The following is a 16938-nucleotide window of genomic DNA, read 5'->3' on the forward strand; positions in this document are numbered from 1 at the left end:
GGTTAATAATTTGTGATCGCGGCAAGAGAAAGGGTGGCGGTAATCGATTACGTTAAATTAACACAAAGTAATCGATTACTTATTCGTGAGGTTCCCATGATTGCAACGGTGCAGGAGAGTGCAGGCCAGCGGGTGCAGCATAAATTGCTGGTGCCGCGCCTGTCCCTGATGATGTTCATGCAGTTCTTCATCTGGGGCAGCTGGTCGGTGACGCTGGGGCTGGTGATGACCCGACACAATATGCCGTTGCTGATTGGGGATGCGTTCTCAGCCGGGCCGATTGCCTCGATTCTCTCGCCGTTTGTGCTCGGCATGCTGGTGGATCGTTTCTTTCCCTCGCAGAAAGTGATGGCGGTGATGAACCTGGCGGGCGCAGCCATCCTCTGGTTCGTGCCCCAGGCACTGATTGCGGAGAACGGGGCGCTGCTGATCGCCCTGTTATTTGGCTACACGCTCTGCTTTATGCCAACGCTGGCACTCTCAAATAACATCGCCTTTCACAGCCTCGCCAGCAGTGAGCGGAGTTTCCCGATCGTCAGGGTCTTCGGCACCATCGGCTGGATCGTGGCGGGGATCTTTATCGGCGTGACCGGCATTGCTGACAGCGTGGCGGTGTTCCAGCTGGCGGCGCTCTGCTCGGTACTGCTGGCGATTTACAGCCTGACGCTGCCGCATACGCCCGCACCCGCCAAAGGTTTACCGTTAAAAGTCCGCGATCTCTTCTGCGCCGATGCGTTCGCGCTACTGCGACAGCGTCATTTCATGGTTTTCGCCCTGTGTGCCACGCTGATCTCCATTCCGCTCGGCACCTATTACGCCTTTACCGCCTCCTGGCTGGCCGATGCCGGTATCCGGGACGTCAGCTCCCTGATGTCGCTGGGTCAGATGTCTGAAATTGCCTTCATGCTGCTCATCCCGCTGCTGTTTCGTCGCCTTGGCGTCAAAACCATGCTGCTGATTGGGATGATGGCGTGGTTCATTCGCTACGCCCTGTTCGCGCTGGGCATGAGCGATGAGACGCGCACGCTGATCTACCTGGGCATCCTGCTGCATGGCATCTGTTATGACTTCTTCTTCGTGGTGGGATTCATCTACACCGATCGGATTGCCGGTGAAAAGGTGAAGGGCCAGGCGCAGAGCATGGTGGTGATGTTCACCTATGGCATCGGCATGCTGCTGGGATCGCAAATCTCCGGTGCGCTCTATAACCATCTGGTCGCCGGTTACGCCAGCGCGCAGAGCTGGGCCATCTTCTGGTGGATCCCCGCGATTGCCGCTGCAGTGATTGCGATTATCTTCTTCTTCTCGTTCAGATACCGCGATTAGTGGTAGCGGAACACAGGAGTTAATGATGAAAACAGTTAAGGGTCCGGGCATCTTCCTGTCACAGTTCATCACCACGCAGCCGCCGTTTAACTCGCTGGCGGGTCTGGCTGAGTGGGCTGCCGGGCTGGGATACCGGGCGCTGCAGATTCCGTGTCACCAGCCCGCTATTTTCGACCTTGAAAAGGCGGCGGTCAGCCAGACGTACTGCGACGAAGTACGGGGCGAGCTGGCCGGTTTCGGGCTGGAGATTAGCGAGCTTTCCACCCATCTTGAAGGGCAACTGGTTGCGGTGAACCCGGCCTATGACCTCGCGTTTGATAATTTTGCCCCAGCGGCGTTGCGCGGCGATCCTGCCCGACGAACCGACTGGGCTATTGCCACGCTGAAGCGGGCAGCCGCTGCCTCTGAGAAGCTGGGCCTGCGCGCACACGCCACCTTTTCCGGTTCGCTCGCCTGGCCCTGGTTTTACCCGTGGCCACCTCAGAATGACGCGCTGTTTGATGAGGCGTTTGCTGAGCTAGCGCGGCGCTGGCTGCCGGTGCTGGATGTGTTTGACCATCACGGCATTGACCTTTGCTATGAGATTCATCCCGGCGAAGACCTGCATGACGGTGTCACGTTTGAACGCTTTCTTAAGGAAGTGAATCACCATCCTCGCTGCAATATCCTGTTTGATCCCAGCCATCTCCTGCTGCAACACATCGACTATCTGCAGTTCATCGATCTCTATCATTCGCGCATCAAAGCCTTTCACGTTAAGGATGCAGAGTATCAGCTTAACGGGCGCAGCGGCGTTTACGGCGGCTATCAGCCCTGGCTGGCCCGCGCCGGACGGTTTCGATCGCCGGGCGATGGCCAGATCGACTTCAGCCGCATCTTCAGCAAGCTGGCGCAGTACGATTATGACGGCTGGGCGGTGCTCGAGTGGGAGTGCTGCCTGAAGGAGGGTGAGACCGGGGCGCGTGAAGGCGCGGAGTTTATTCGTCGGCATATCATTCCGGTGTCCGATCGCGCGTTTGATGATTTTGCTCTGGCAGAGAGCGGCCCATCTGTTCGTCATCAGCTGGGCCTGGATCGCAACGCCTGAAACGTCAGCAGGCTGTGGCACTGGCAGGGCACGGGTCAACACAGAGGGATCTTTATGTCAGTTCAGAAAATCGCGCGGATGGCGGGCGTCTCGGTCGCTACCGTTTCCAGGGTGCTGAATAACAGCGACAGCGTCAAACCGGCGAACCGGCAGAAAGTCCTCGCGGCGATTAAAGAGAGCAACTATCAGCCCAACCTGCTGGCGCGTCAGCTGCGCACGGCGCGCAGCTCGATGATTCTGGTGCTGGTTTCCGATATCTCCAACCCGTTCTGCGCCGAGGTGGTTAAAGGCATTGAGGAGCAGGCGGAGAAAAACGGTTATCGCATCCTGTTGTGTAACTCGGGCACAGATATCGCCCGTTCGCGATCCAGCCTGCAACTGCTCTCCGGCAAGATGGTGGATGGCATTATCACCATGGATGCCTTCAGCAAACTGCCGGAGCTGAGCCAGCTGATTGGCGCGGCACCCTGGGTTCAGTGCGCCGAACATGATGATGACGGCCAGATCTCCTGTGTCGGCATTGATGATGAAGTCGCTGCGCAGTCCGTGGTGCGCTATCTGGCCGGACAGGGACGACAGCGTATCGCGCTGATCAATCATGACCTGAGCTATCGCTATGCCCGTCTGCGTCAGCAGGGCTATTCCGCTCAGCTTAATGAACAGCAGCTGGCCTTTCAGGCTATCGCGTACGCCAGTGATCTGAGCTTCAGCGCCGGAAAAGCAGCGATGAATCAGCTTCTGGTTGCTGAGACACGACCTGACGCGGTATTTGCGGTGTCCGATACGCTGGCCGCCGGTGCGATGGCGGCGATTCAGCAGGCGGGCCTGCGGATCCCTCAGGACATCGCTGTGGTGGGCTTTGACGGCAGCGAACTGGCCAGCATGGTCTCACCGCCGCTGACCACGCTGGCTCAGCCCTCAAAAGAGATAGGCCGTCGCGCCTGCGAACTGGTGCTGCAAAAAATTGCCCGGCCCGACGCGTCGCCGCAATGCGTGATCATGCAGGGCGAACTGCTGGTGCGCGCCAGCAGCTGAGTACGTCATCCGCTCACCCTTACTCCAATCCCCACGCCCATATTGTCCACTAAAACGAGACAGTGATTGCCGATTCACGCCATTGTATGGCTGTCTGGTTTACTTATATGCTGTTTCCATCGAAGGGCATTCGCACTTCCCGAATCAACGAAGGGGCAGAATATGATTGAGCAAAGATTGTCAGAACAACGCGGTGTGGGCGATCACGGCTGGCTGAATTCACGTCACACTTTCTCTTTTGCAAACTACTGGGATCCGAAACAGGCGGGCTTCTCCGATCTGCTGGTAATCAACGATGATCGGGTTGCCAAAGGACGTGGTTTTGGTGCGCATCCGCACAGCAACATGGAGATTATCTCTTATGTGCTGGAAGGGGCGCTGGAGCACAAAGACTCAATGGGCACCGGCTCGGTGATTGTTCCCGGCGATGTGCAGCTGATGAGTGCCGGCAGCGGTGTGACCCACAGTGAGTTCAACCACTCGGGCACCGAGGGTGTGCATTTTCTGCAAATCTGGGTGGTACCTGCAGAGAAAAATACGCCGCCAGGCTATCAGCAGATCTCCGTCAGTGAAGCGGATAAACGCGGTAATCTGCGGCTGATTATTTCGCCGGACGGTGAAAACGGCGCATTACGGGTGCGTCAGGATATTCGCATCTATGCGGGGCTGTTCCAGGGCGATGAGCAGCAGACCATCACGCTGCCGGACGATCGCTACGCCTATATTCATGTGGCGCGCGGCAGTGTCAGGGTCAATGGCCTGCAGTTTAATGCCGGCGATGGCGCGCGGGTTCGCGATGAAAAAACGCTGTCGTTCAGTCACGGTGAAGGGGCGGAGGTGTTGTTGTTCGATCTGCGTCCCAATGAAGTGAATCATCCAACCCGTTAAAACGAAAACTGCGCGGCTTTCGCCGCGCAGTTTTAGATGGTTGACTCAACGGCTAATGCCCGCTTTTAGATCAAGCCTGCGCAGAAAACACGGCCAGATCGGAAAGACGCAAAAGCTGTCATCCATGACTGCCCGGCCCGCGCAATTACGCACCTCATCCCTGAGGTGCGCCCGTTGCCGGGCCAACGCTTAGCGTTGTTCAAAAACGCTCCCAGCGTTTTTGTCCATGGCACGGGACGCTTTCCTGTTCTGGCCGTGTTACCTGCGCGTTGAGCTTATTTGTTGCGGCCAGCTTCAGACTGCATCACTGCGCGTTAAGGAACGCCAGCAGATCCTGATTGAGTTGATCCTGATGCGTGACCGCGAAACCATGCGGCGCATTGTCATAGACCTTGAGTTCTGCGCCTTCAATCATCTCCGCGGCCACTTTACCGGTGGTTTCAAACGGCACGATCTGGTCGTTGCTGCCATGAATCACCAGCGTCGGCACATTCACTTTCGCCACGTCGGCACGGAAATCGGTCTCTGCGAAGGCGGTTACGCAATCCACGGTGCTCTTCAGCGAGGCCAGCAGCGCGATGTTCAGCGTCTGCGTCATCACGCCATCGGAGACGGTCTGTCCGGCATTGGTGCCAAAGAACGGCGTCGCGAACTCTTTGATGAACTGCGCGCGATCCTTGAGCAGGCCATCCCGAATCCCCTCGAACACCGACATATCAACACCCTGCGGGTAGTCCGCCGTCTTTCCAAAGATCGGCGTAACGGCACCCAGCAGCACCAGCGCCGCGACGCGATCGCTGCCATAGCTGCCGATGTAGCGTGTGACGTCGCCGCCACCCATGGAGAAGCCCACCAGCGTCACGTTCTGCAGGTCGAGATGGGTGATCAGATCGTTGATATCAGAGGCAAAGGTATCGTAGTTATTGCCGGTCCAGGGCTGATCAGAGCGGCCAAAGCCACGACGGTCAAATGCAATAACCCGATAGCCGTGGTCGGCCAGGAAGTTCATCTGGCTGTCCCACATGTCGGCATCCAGCGGCCAGCCGTGGCTGAACAAAACAGGCTTACCGGTGCCCCAGTCTTTAAAGTAGATCTGTGTACCGTCGGTCGTTTTAAAGGTGCTCATGATATTGCCCTCTGTATGACGTGATGAATGAAAAGAAGGTGGGGGCCAGTCACACTGGCGCCACCAGATAGCGAACCTCGGGGTGATTTTCACCCTGATGAAAAGCGAAAACCCGCCGCTCTATCTTTTTGTCGTTGATAGTGTAGCGCTCTTTCTGACGCAGATGTTCGACCCAGGAGCCGACCACAAACGTCTCAACGAAAATGCCGGGCTGCAGGATATCTTCATACAGTGACCAGTTGATGGCGCCACCGCGACGTCTGACCCGCCGCATATCCTGCATGCAGACGGTAAAGGCATGTGCTTCATCAATATTAATCCGGTATTCGTAATTCACCATTACCGGCCCTCGTTCGTGACGGATATCCAGTGCGGGCGCATTAACGCCATCGCCGATCATATCGAGATTAAGATCGGGATCCTGATCGAGCCGCCAGCGCCAGACGGTGCTGCTGGCCAGTACCATGCCCAGCGCGGCGATGCAGAGCGACAGCGGAATGCCGGCGTGCGATGCAAGCTGTCCCCAGAGGGCGCTGCCTGCGGTCATGGAGCCAAAGAACACCGTGAGATAGACCGCCAGCGCGCGGGCTTTCACCCACTTCGCGGCGCTACGCTGTGCGCCAAGATTCAGCGTCGACAGCACCGCAATCCAGGCAAATCCGGTGAAGAACTCAAACGCATTCAGCAGCCAGAAGTGGCGCACAAAGGCCAGCGCCAGCATGGTCAGGGCAAACAGGAGACTGGCGATCACCATCAGGCGATCGGAACTCAGGCGACGGCGCAGACGCGGCAGCAGCACCGCGCCAGTGATCGCGCCAACCCCAATACAGGCCAGCATGATGCCGTAGCCGCCAGGGCCGAGGCCGAGTTCACGGCGCGCCACCAGCGGCAGCAATGCCCAGCCCGCGCTGCCAAACAGGAAGAACGAGAAGGTCCGCACCAGCACGTTACGCAGTACCGGAGCCGCATGAACGTAGCGCAGACCGGCCCGCACCGCCGGGAAAAAATGCTCTGGCGGGAGTCGCTGCACGCTCGGCTCCGCTTTCCAGCGCCAGAGCACCCAGGTGACGCCCAGTACCGACAGGGCATTGAGCAGGAAGACCATCCAGGGGCCGGTGAACGAGAGGATCAGGCCGCCCAGCGCCGGTCCGATGGCGCGACTGATATTAATACCGAGTGAGTTCAGGGCAATGGCAGGCCCGAGTTCCGCTTTGGTCACCAGATCCGGCACGATCGCCTGGAAGGGCGGCGAACTCATGGCGGCGCCCGCGCTCAGCAAAAAGGCAGCGCCCAGCAGCACTTCAGGTGTCACATGGCCGGTCCAGGCCAGCACGGTCAGCCCGGCGGCAGCGGTAAAAGTCCACAGCTGGGAAAAGAGCAGATATTTGCGACGGTCGACGATATCCGCCATCACGCCGGAGGGCAGCGCGAACAGAAACATCGGCAGGCTGCTGGCCGCCTGCACCAGCGCCACGGCCAGCGGATCGGCACTTAACGTCAGCATGGTCCAGTTCACGCCGACATCGTTCATCCATGAACCGATGTTGGAAACCACGGTGGCGATCCACAGCATGCGGAACACCGGCTGGCGCAGCGGCTGTAAGGGCGAAACCTCACTGGCGGGCCGCGCTTCGGGCGGCTCCTGCTCCAGCTGGTGGATATCATTAACCTGTGCCATAACGTCTCCCCTGAGGTTTTGTCGCACCGATGCGCCAGCCGCCAGGCCCGGTCAGTGCCAGCGTGGTAAAGATAATCAGCAGCAGCCAGCCGAACTGACCTTCCGCGAGTGACCAGCCAGGATGGACGACCAGCATCGCAACCAGCAGTACCGCGATGATCGGCAGGCAGGCAATCCGGGTTCCCCAGCCGAGGATAATAAAGATTGGACAGATGACTTCCGCCAGTATGGCTGGCAGCAGGCTCATCATCGGGCCCATCCCGAAGGGATCTTCGATGCGCGTCAGTTCTTCGCTGAAATGCAGAATTTTCGGCAGCCCATGCACCTGTAACAGCAGCAGGCTGCCGGTCAGGCGCAGGAAGAACAGCCCCGCGTTGATGCGGGGCGAAAGAGCGATAGCGTTATTCATGGTTAAAACGCGAAGCAGCTGCAGCCGAGCGCGCCCCAGAAGGCGTTATCTTCGGCGACGGGGACGCTGGAGCCACGGGCGATCTCATGCGAGTGGCGATGAACACCGCACGGGCCGCTGCAGTGGTGCACGGCGGGCATCATGCCTGCACGGCTCTGCGCAACCGGCGGGGCGCTGCGATAGTGACCCGGCACCTTCACTACCGGCGACCACTCAGGCAGGACCGGAATCGCAGGAGGTGCATCTGCACCGAACGATCCGGCGGCATAGACGATATTGCCGTCCACCACGGTCAGCACCGATTCAATGCCTTTGATCTCCTCTTCCGGTACGCTGAAAAAGTCTTTGCTCAGCACCGCCAGATCCGCCAGCTGGCCCACTTTAAGCTGACCTTTTTTACCCTGTTCGCTGGAGAACCAGGCGCTGCCCTGCGTCCAGAGCATGAGCGCTGTTTCACGGCCAAGGCGGGCGTTCACGTCATACATCTGCATGCCGCCCACGGTGCGGCCGGAAACCAGCCAGTAGAGCGCGGTCCAGGGGTTGTAGCTGGCGACGCGGGTCGCATCGGTGCCAAGTCCTACCGGCACGCCGGTCTCCAGCATTTTCTGAACCGGCGGCGTGTGGCGGGTGGCTTCGATGCCGTAGCGTTCAGCAAAGTATTCCCCCTGAAACGCCATACGATGCTGCACGGCAATGCCGCCGCCCAGCGCTTTAATCCGATCGATATTGCGCTGAGTGATGGTTTCCGCGTGGTCAAAGAACCAGTGCAGGCCGTTGAACGGGATATCGCGGTCGACTTTTTCGAACACATCCAGCATCCGGCTGATCGACTCGTCATAGGTCGCATGCAGGCGGAAAGGCCAGCGATGCTCGACCAGATGACGGACCACGCGCTCCAGCTCGTCTTCCATGCCAGGCGCTAAGTCCGGACGCGGCTCCAGGAAATCTTCGAAGTCGGCGGCCGAGAAGACCAGCATTTCACCTGCGCCGTTGTGACGGAAATAGTCGCTGCCCTGACCGGGCGTCAGCATATCTGTCCACTTCTCAAAGTCTTCCAGTTCATGACCCGGACGCTGAGTGAAGAGGTTGTAGGCGATACGCAGCGTCATCTGCTTTTTCTGATGCAGCTCAGCGATCACCTCGTAATCTTCGGGATAGTTCTGGAAGCCGCCGCCCGCATCGATGGCGCTGGTCAGACCCAGACGGTTCAGTTCGCGCATAAACTGGCGCGTCGAGTTGACCTGCTGTTCCAGCGGCAGTTTCGGTCCTTTCGCCAGCGTGGCGTAGAGGATCATCGCATTGGGACGGGCGATCAGCAGGCCGGTAGGATTGCCGTTACTGTCGCGCTGAATTTCACCGCCCGGCGGGTTCGGCGTCTCTTTGGTGTAGCCAACCACTTTCAGTGCGGCGCGGTTGAGCAGGGCGCGATCATAAAGGTGCAGCACGAACACCGGCGTGTCGGGCGCGGCTTCGTTGATCTCATCCAGGGTCGGCATCCGGCGCTCGGCAAACTGGAACTCGGTCCAGCCACCGACGACGCGGACCCACTGCGGTGATGGCGTGCGCAGCGCCTGCTCTTTCAGCATCCGCAGCGCATCGGCAACCGATGGCACGCCTTCCCAGCGCAGCTCAAGATTGTAGTTCAGCCCCCCGCGAATCAGATGCAGGTGTGAATCGTTCAGGCCCGGCACGGCGGTATGGCCCTTAAGATCGACCACTTTGGTGCCGTCGCAGTGAAACGCCATCGCCTCAGCCAGCGTGCCAACCGCAACGAACTTACCATCGCGAATCGCAACCGCTTCTGCCACCGGATTGCTGCGGTCGACGGTATGAAATTTGCCATGGGTCAGTATTAGTTCTGCTTTACCCAGCGTAACCATAGATGCTCCTCAACGGGGGTGTCCGGCTTAATGCGGGACAGGAAGTGCCGCAGACAACAGGGCACGAATAAGCCGGATTATGGTGAGCGGGCTGCGGGGGCGTCTAGTTATACAGAGGGATACCTATACCTTCGTATAGTTATACGCAGAGATAATAGTTTGCCGTTGCACGTCGCCCTACACTGCGACCAGACAGCCAGCAGCAGGGCGTTAAATCTGCACTGACCGTCTTTTTGCTCCGCGCCGTTTGGCGGAAATTCCGTTACATAACCTCTATGGGTGAACGCATGTCCAACGCTAAACTTGAAGTCCTCACGCCACATAACAGCCAGATTATCTTCATCGACCAGCAGCCGCAGATGGCCTTTGGCGTGCAATCCATTGACCGCCAGGTGCTGAAAAACAACACCGTTGCGCTGGCGAAGGCGGCGAAAGTCTTCAATATCCCCACCATCATCACCACGGTCGAAACCGAAAGCTTCTCGGGTCACACCTACCCGGAACTGCTGGATGTGTTCCCGGGTCTGGATATTCTGGAGCGCAGCTCAATGAACTCCTGGGATGATCAGAAAGTGCGTGATGCGCTGGCCGCCAACGGGAAGAAGAAAGTGGTGGTGTCTGGCCTCTGGACAGAAGTGTGCAACAACAGCTTTGCGCTCTGCGCGATGCTGGAAGGCGGCTACGAAATCTATATGGTGGCGGACGCATCAGGCGGCACGACTAAAGAAGCACACGACTACGCGATGCAGCGCATGATTCAGGCGGGCGTGGTGCCGGTGACCTGGCAGCAGGTGATGCTGGAGTGGCAGCGTGACTGGGCCAACCGTGACACCTACGATGCGGTGATGAACATCGCCAAAGAGCATTCCGGTGCTTACGGTATTGGTGTGGATTACGCCTACACCATGGTGCATAAAGCGCCTTCACGTCAGAAAAGTGAACACCGTACCCTGGCGCCGGTTCACGCACCGGTCCGCTAAGCGGCGTCCTGCTGATCGGCAGAGGTTGCCGGTCAGCAGAGTAGCATCACAGGAGCGGGTCATGAATCCTCTACTTGTATCTCTGGCTGCCGGGGTAGTGATTGGCCTGCTTTATGGCCTGCTGAAGGTGCGTTCCCCGGCTCCGCCTGCGATTGCGCTGGTGGGCCTGCTGGGCATGCTGCTGGGCGGGGCGCTGGTCCATGCGTTTTCACCCGCTGAAAAGCCTGCGACTGCCCTGCATCAGCCCGATGTTCCGCCCGTTCCATCCTTATTGCGGAAAAGCTGAACATGTTGAAATCCTACATTATTTCTCTCGCGGTGGGCCTGCTCGCCGGGGTAATCTATGCCCTGATCAACGTTAACTCTCCGGCACCACCTATCATTGCGCTGGTGGGGCTGTTCGGCATGCTGGTGGGGGAACAGTTGATTCCGCTGGCTAAACGTCTGTTCCGGCGACAGCCGGTGACGCTGAAGTGGTTCAGCCATGAGTGTGTACCAAAAATCAGTGGGACACCTCCACCCGATGGCGATAACACCCCTTAAGTCCTCGCGTGCCGCACGGTGAGGCGTTTCAGAGGAAACCTGCATGACGCTCTCCCGGCGTATTGTCATTGTTGATGATGAACGCACGGTCCGCAGTGGACTGAGCAATCTGTTGCATTCAGACGGCTACTTAACCCGATCATTTGAATCCGGTGAGGCGCTGCTGGACGACGACGATGCGCTTTCAGAGGCGGCCATGCTGATCATTGATGTCGGCCTCCGGGGCATGTCCGGTTTTGAGCTATTTACGATCCTGAAACAACGGGCCGATCTGCCGCCGGTGATTTTTATCTCGGCGGATTCGGAAGAAACCACGCTGTGGTATGGCATTGCGCTGGGTGCCGTCACTTTTTTGCGAAAGCCGATTGATGTTGATACGCTGCTGACACTGATCCGTTGCGAGTTATCTCAGGGAGATGTGCGCTGATGAGCCTTCTTTCGGTTAATTTCCAGGAGAGTGACGACGCAGGGATCGCGATTGAAGATGTCGATACACTGACACCGCTGGCGCACGAGGGCTGTCTGCTCTGGATGCTGGCGCGCCGCCCGTCTGGCGAGTCAGTGATTATCGCCACCGGACAGAGTGACGATGTCACGTTTCAGGCGACGCAGCGGCTTAAAAATGAGCGCGCGCTGGCCGCGTATCTCTCTCCCCGCTGGGCCATTACCGCCATCGGCACCACCCGCTACCTCAACCGGTATGCGCTGATTTACCCCCCGTTTCCGTTTCGCACCCTGGCTGACACTCTCTCCACCCCTCCCGACAACATCGCCGACTTTCTGCAGGTTGCGTTGCAGCTTTGCTACACGCTGGGTCAGGCGCATCATCAGGGCATCGTGCATGGGGATATCAAGCCGGGCCATTTTTTCATTACTGATGAGGGACGCTTCCGGCTGGGCGGGTTTGGACTCGCCTCGCTGGCGGCGCAGGCGGCGGAGAAAAATAACCTGCGCGCCTCAGGCGGCACGCTGGCCTATATGTCCCCCGAGCATACCGGCCGCACGCCGCATCCGGTCAGCAGCCTCAGCGATCTCTACAGCCTGGGCGTGGTGCTGTATGAATACCTGACCGGTAAGCTGCCGTTTGGCTCACCGGCTGCGGGTGAAGCGGAGTGGATCCACCATCACATCGCCAGCGCGCCCCGGCCAGCCGATCAGGTCAGAGCGGATGTACCGCCGATGCTCTCGGTGATTCTGCTGCGTCTGCTGGCCAAGTCACCCGCTGACGGCTATCAGAGCGTGCAGGGGCTGATGGCCGACCTGCGCCGCTGTCAGGCGACGCTGACAGCGGAGAACACCATCGCACCTTTTACGCCCGGTCTGCAGGAGCGGTTCAGCACCAGTTTCCGCCCCGAAACGCTGTTCACCCGGCATCCACAGGCCCGCGTGTTGCTGACAACGCTGGAGTCGGTCAACCGCACCGGAACGCAGAGCCTGGTGATGCTGAGCGGTGCGCCCGGCTCGGGTAAGTCCGCCATTATCGCTTCCGCCCTGAAAAGCCTGCAGCACCGACAGATTCTGCTGGCCGCCAGCAAGGCCGATCAACATTCTCCCGCCGCACCCTACGCCGCTGTGGCCTCCGCATTTCGCACGGTCACGCTCTATCTGCTGGGCTTGTCGGCCCTGGAAGTCAGCAAGTGGCGGGGAAGACTGTTGCGGCTGCTGGGCGGATACACCGACTTAGCCATTGAGCTGGTGCCTGAGTTAAAACAGCTGCTGAATATCCAGAGCTTACCGCCGGTGGTCCGCCATGCGCCCGACGCCCGCGAGCAGTTCAATCAGATGGCTTCGGCGCTTATTCAGGCTTTTGCCACACCGGGTCGCCCGCTGGTGATGCTGATTGATGATGTGCACTGGGCGGATAATGCCACGCTGCAACTGCTGGAAAACCTGATAACCCGACATGAGCATCTGCCGTTTATGCTGGTGCTCGCCTTCCGGGAGGGTGAATCGATGCCCTGTCCGATGATTGCCGGATTCCTGCTACGGCTCAGAGCGTCAGCACCCCGGGTGGTCGCCCTGACGCCGCAGCCGCTGAGTGTTAAAAGCATCGGGCGCTGGCTGGCGGGGAGGCTGCATACCCGTCCAGGCGGCAATCGCGAGCTGGCACAGATACTCTTTGAGAAAACCGGCGGCAATCCGCTTTCGATGCAGGAGTTTTTCCGGCAGGCGGTGGAGGACGGCGTGATTAACTTTCGGCAGAACCCGCCGAAATGGCATTACGACAGGCAGGCGCTGATGGCGCGTCACTACACCGACAATGTGGCCTCGCTGGTGCTAAATCAGCTGGCGCGGATGCCGGAGAGCACACGTCAGCTGCTGGGATCGCTGGCCTGCCTGGGAGCCAGTGGCGAGCTGTCGCTGTTAAGTCAACTCAACGGGACGCCCGTGACGCTGATACAGCTTCAGCTTGAACCGGCCGTCAGCAGCCGGTTCATCACCCTGACCGGCGGGCGCTATGCCTTTACGCACGATCGCGTGCATAACGCAGCGTTACTGCTGCCCGACCTCCGGCAGCAACAGCATCTTCATCAGCAGGCGGCGGCCTGGCTGTCCGCAGCCGTTGCGACTGCGGATAACAGTGAGACACTGTTCCGGGCGGTTTATCACATTGGCATGATTGCTGAACTGCCGCTCGGTGTCGCAGATCGTGAACGTTACTACCCCCTCTGTCTGCGCGCTGCGCAGGCGGCAAAACGTGCCGGGGATTATCTCTCGGCGCTGCGCTATCTGCGCACTGCCCAGCGCCTCAGCCTTCGGATGGTGACTGGCAATGACTTTATGCTGGGCTTTGATGAGGCGGAGTGCGAGTTTCTGCACGGAAATCTTACGACAGCCCAAACGCTCTGTACCCGACTGCTGAGTGAGCCGGGCACCCTGAGTGAAAAATCACTGGCCGCCTGCCTCTCTGCGGAAATTCACATGCGGCAGTCTGACAACCATCTGGCGCTGGAAACCGCGCTGGCCTGGCTGGCGGTGTCTGGTGTGCATCTCAACCGGGATCCGGATGACGCGGAGATCGACGCCGCCTGGCTGGCGCTCAGGACCCGGATCGGCGATTCGCCGCAGGCCGCTTTTGCCGGATTGCCGCTGAACAGCAATCCCGAAATTGAGTCGGTGCTGAACCTGATGGCCAGCACTATTTTTGTCTCTGCCTACGACTGCCCGCAGCTGCATCTGATTCTGGTCTGCCGGATGCTGGAGATGACGCTGGAGCACGGCATGACCGGTGCCTCTGCGTTTGGCCTGGCGTGGTTCAGCGTGCTGACGGGGGAACGCTATCAGGCCTGGCACCTGAGTTATGCCTGTGGCCAGGTCGCGCGTGATCTGGTGGAGCGGCATGACTTTATCCGCTACAAAGCCCGCACGCTGCTGCCGCTGGATCAGGTGGGGATCTGGACGCAGCCGCTGGATGTCGCCGTCGAGTGTGCCCGTGAAACTTTCCGCGTCGCGGTGAGGCACGGCGATCGCTCTTTTGCCTGTCTCTCATTACGCCATCAGATCATGAACACGCTGACCCGTGGCGATCATCTGGAGTCGGTGATGACCTCCATTGAGCGCGGACTCGCCTTTACCCGTAAAACGGTTTATCCCGATGTCGGGAACGTCCTGCTGATGCAGAAGCAGCTGGTCATGCAACTGCGTAACAGCAACGGGTTCAGAGCAGGCGAGCGCGACGAGGCGTTGTCGCTGGTGGCGGGCGGTGAGCCGGGGCCGGTCTCCGGCCCTAAAGCGATGGTGCGGTTCTGGGCGGGACTGTATCGGGGAATGGCCCATTTCTTTGCGGGTGAATACGGTGACGCGCTGCGCTGTCTGACCGGAATCCAGCTGTTGATTAACGCGGTGCCCGCATATATCTACCTGATGGATATGCATTTTTACAGTGCATTATCCCTGAGTCATCAGCCTGATGCTGTTGACAGCGACGCGCTGCGAAACCATCTGGACAAGTTTGCCAGCTGGGCTGAGCTTAATCCCGGCCTGTTTGCGGACAAATATGCCCTGCTGAGGGCAGAGTGTGCCCGCCTTAAGGGCGACACAGGCGAGGCACTGAAGCAGTTTGAAAATGCGATTCGTCTTTCCCGCCAGGCCGGATATCTGCACATTCATGCGCTGGCGAATCAGCTGGCGGGCCGATGCTGCAAGGCCTTACGGCTTGATACCGCCGCTGATGCTTACATCAGGGCCGCGATGGTCAGCTGGGAGAACTGGGGGGCGCAGGCGATGGTGCGCCAGCTGGAGCAGCATTATCCGCATCTGGCTGCGCCGGTGCAGAACAGCGCGCTGGCGACCATCCCCTTTACTCAGGATGCCGCTTATTACGATCTGGAAAGTGTGCTGACCGCTGTGCGTGCCCTGACGGAGGAGATCAACCTTGATCGTCTGATTCACACCCTGATGCGCATGCTGCTGGAGCGGGCCGGGGCTCAGCGCTGTCGCCTCATCCGGATTCTGGATGGCAATCTGCCAGAGACGCAGGCCTGGGCGGAAAGCACGGCCGATGGCGTGCGGGTGCAGATTGTCAAAGAGCGACCCGACGCGACCGACCTGCCGCTATCGGTGCTGTCCGCAGTCATTCGGACCGGGCAGGAGATTCGCACGGGCAAACCCGAGGCGTTCAGTCCATTCAGTCAGGATCCCTACCTGGTCGCTTCGGGCGCAGCGGTGCTCTGTGTTCCGATGTTCAGGCAGGCCAATATGGTGGGCGTGCTTTATCTGGAAAACCGCCTGATGCCCGATGCGTTCACCGCTGAGCACTCGCACATTGTGAAAACCCTGAGTGCGCAGGCGGCGGTTTCGCTGGAAACGGCCCGGCTTTACGCGGAACTGCTGGAGGAGAACACCCACCGGCGGCGGGTGGAGAAACAGCTGCGTGCCAGCAAAACCTCGCTGATGCTCGGCGAAAAGATCAGTCATACCGGTACGTGGCGCTGGGAAGTGACGGAGGACATGATGATGGTCTCTGAAGAGTATGGCCGGATTCTGGGGCTGCCAGCCGGACAGAAGGGACTGTCGATGGCCGACTTCCTGACCCGCGTTCACCCCGATGACTATGAATGTATCAGCGAACTGGTGACGCACAGTGTCAGTCAGGGACGCAGCATGCAGGCTGAGTTCCGGGTGCTGAGACCGGATGGGGAATGTCGCTACATCAAAGGTATCGGGGAACCGGTAGACAATTTCCCGGAGGTTAAAGAGTACTTCGGCACCATTTCCGACATCACTTCGCAGCGTCTGGCGGAAGACAGCGCGCGTATGGCGCAGGCGGATCTGGCTCGCGTCACCCGCGCCACCACCGTCGGGCAGCTGACCGCGTCCATCGCCCACGAAATTAACCAGCCGCTGATGTCGATCGTCGCCAATGCGGGGGCCACGCTGCGCTGGCTGAAGCGGGAACCGCTGATGCTGGAAAATGCCAGCAGGGGGCTGGATGAGATTATCAAAGAGGGCCAGCGCGCCGGGGAGATCATCCGTGGCCTGCAGGCGCTGACCCGCAAACATGAATCGAGCTTTGCGCCGGAAAACCTGCATCTGATCGCCCGGGACATTCTGGCGCTCTCCCGGATAGAGCTGGAACGACGCGGGATTTCGCTGGAGCTGAAACTGCGGGCCGCGAAGGCAGATATTGTCTGCGATCGCGTTCAGATTCAGCAGGTGTTGCTGAACCTGGTGATCAATGCCATCGATGCGATGTCCGACGACCTGCCGCGTGCGGCGGTGTTACGCCTCACCTCAGAAAATCCTGCGCCTGATACCCTGAGATTTGAGGTGCTGGACAGCGGCTGTGGATTACCTGATGACGTGCGGGAACGGATCTTTGAGTCTTTCTACACCACGAAAAAAAGCGGCATGGGCATGGGGCTCACCATCAGCAAAGGGATCATCAAAAAGCACTGTGGTGAGTTAGGCGCTGAGAACCGGCCCGAGGGCGGCAGCTGTTTCTGGTTTACGCTGCCGCTGGGATAGGCGAGCGGGCCAGGCTGAA

The 16938-nt window shown here is 59.3% G+C and carries 13 protein-coding genes; 9 read left to right on the forward strand and 4 right to left on the reverse strand.

Translation table 11 applies throughout. From position 1 onward, the window contains the following. Nucleotides 1-96 precede the first annotated feature (96 nt). From PU624_RS02785 to PU624_RS02800, 4 genes are all read left to right on the forward strand, one after another. The gene (locus tag PU624_RS02785) at nt 97-1326 is read left to right on the forward strand and encodes an MFS transporter (protein WP_283544768.1); all 1230 of its coding nucleotides are present in this window, start codon (nt 97-99) and stop codon (nt 1324-1326) included. A gap of 25 nt (nt 1327-1351) precedes the next feature. Next, entirely contained in the window at nt 1352-2413 is a 1062-nt protein-coding gene (locus PU624_RS02790; RefSeq protein WP_283545160.1) for a sugar phosphate isomerase/epimerase family protein, read from the forward strand. 54 nt (nt 2414-2467) lie between these two features. Continuing rightward, nucleotides 2468-3448 carry a LacI family DNA-binding transcriptional regulator gene (locus PU624_RS02795; RefSeq protein ID WP_283544769.1) on the forward strand — a complete coding sequence of 327 codons (981 nt, stop codon included), beginning with the start codon at nt 2468-2470 and terminating at the stop codon, nt 3446-3448. 162 nt (nt 3449-3610) lie between these two features. After that, nucleotides 3611-4336 (forward strand): pirin family protein, encoded by a 726-nt coding sequence (locus PU624_RS02800; RefSeq protein WP_003855194.1) that lies wholly within the window; start codon nt 3611-3613, stop codon nt 4334-4336. A 304-nt stretch (nt 4337-4640) separates the two neighbouring features. Here the strand turns inward: PU624_RS02800 and PU624_RS02805 are convergent, their stop codons facing one another. The 4 genes from PU624_RS02805 to PU624_RS02820 are packed head-to-tail and all read right to left on the reverse strand — an operon-like array spanning nt 4641 to nt 9429. Then, nucleotides 4641-5462, reverse strand: coding sequence for an alpha/beta fold hydrolase (locus PU624_RS02805; RefSeq protein WP_283544770.1), 822 nt, complete (start codon nt 5460-5462; stop codon nt 4641-4643). Between the two features lie 49 nt (nt 5463-5511). Next, a complete protein-coding gene (locus PU624_RS02810) occupies nt 5512-7140 on the reverse strand; it encodes an MFS transporter (RefSeq protein ID WP_283544771.1) in 1629 nt (542 codons plus the stop codon). Next, nucleotides 7127-7549, reverse strand: a complete 423-nt coding sequence (locus tag PU624_RS02815) for a DoxX family protein (protein WP_283544772.1) — start codon at nt 7547-7549, stop codon at nt 7127-7129. Before PU624_RS02815 ends, PU624_RS02810 begins: the two co-directional genes overlap by 14 nt. Before the next feature lie 2 nt (nt 7550-7551). Next, nucleotides 7552-9429, reverse strand: coding sequence for an amidohydrolase (locus PU624_RS02820; protein ID WP_283544773.1), 1878 nt, complete (start codon nt 9427-9429; stop codon nt 7552-7554). A gap of 287 nt (nt 9430-9716) precedes the next feature. On the opposite strand from PU624_RS02820, the gene PU624_RS02825 reads away from it, so the two are divergent. The 5 genes from PU624_RS02825 (at nt 9717) to PU624_RS02845 (ending at nt 16919) form a co-directional block, all read left to right on the forward strand. Further along, on the forward strand, nt 9717-10409 hold the full coding sequence (locus PU624_RS02825) for a hydrolase (protein ID WP_090965561.1): 693 nt from the start codon (nt 9717-9719) through the stop codon (nt 10407-10409). A 61-nt stretch (nt 10410-10470) separates the two neighbouring features. Further along, on the forward strand, nt 10471-10695 hold the full coding sequence (locus PU624_RS02830) for a XapX domain-containing protein (RefSeq protein WP_283544774.1): 225 nt from the start codon (nt 10471-10473) through the stop codon (nt 10693-10695). A 2-nt stretch (nt 10696-10697) separates the two neighbouring features. Continuing rightward, nucleotides 10698-10952: a XapX domain-containing protein gene (locus PU624_RS02835; RefSeq protein ID WP_283544775.1), complete on the forward strand. Its 255-nt coding sequence runs from the start codon at nt 10698-10700 to the stop codon at nt 10950-10952. 43 nt (nt 10953-10995) lie between these two features. Next, nucleotides 10996-11379, forward strand: coding sequence for a response regulator transcription factor (locus PU624_RS02840; RefSeq protein WP_283544776.1), 384 nt, complete (start codon nt 10996-10998; stop codon nt 11377-11379). Beyond that, entirely contained in the window at nt 11379-16919 is a 5541-nt protein-coding gene (locus PU624_RS02845) for an AAA family ATPase (RefSeq protein WP_283544777.1), read from the forward strand. Before PU624_RS02840 ends, PU624_RS02845 begins: the two co-directional genes overlap by 1 nt. The last annotated feature ends 19 nt before the right edge of the window (nt 16920-16938 follow it).

This window comes from Pantoea sp. Lij88 (assembly GCF_030062155.1).
Taxonomy (GTDB): Bacteria; Pseudomonadota; Gammaproteobacteria; order Enterobacterales; family Enterobacteriaceae; genus Pantoea.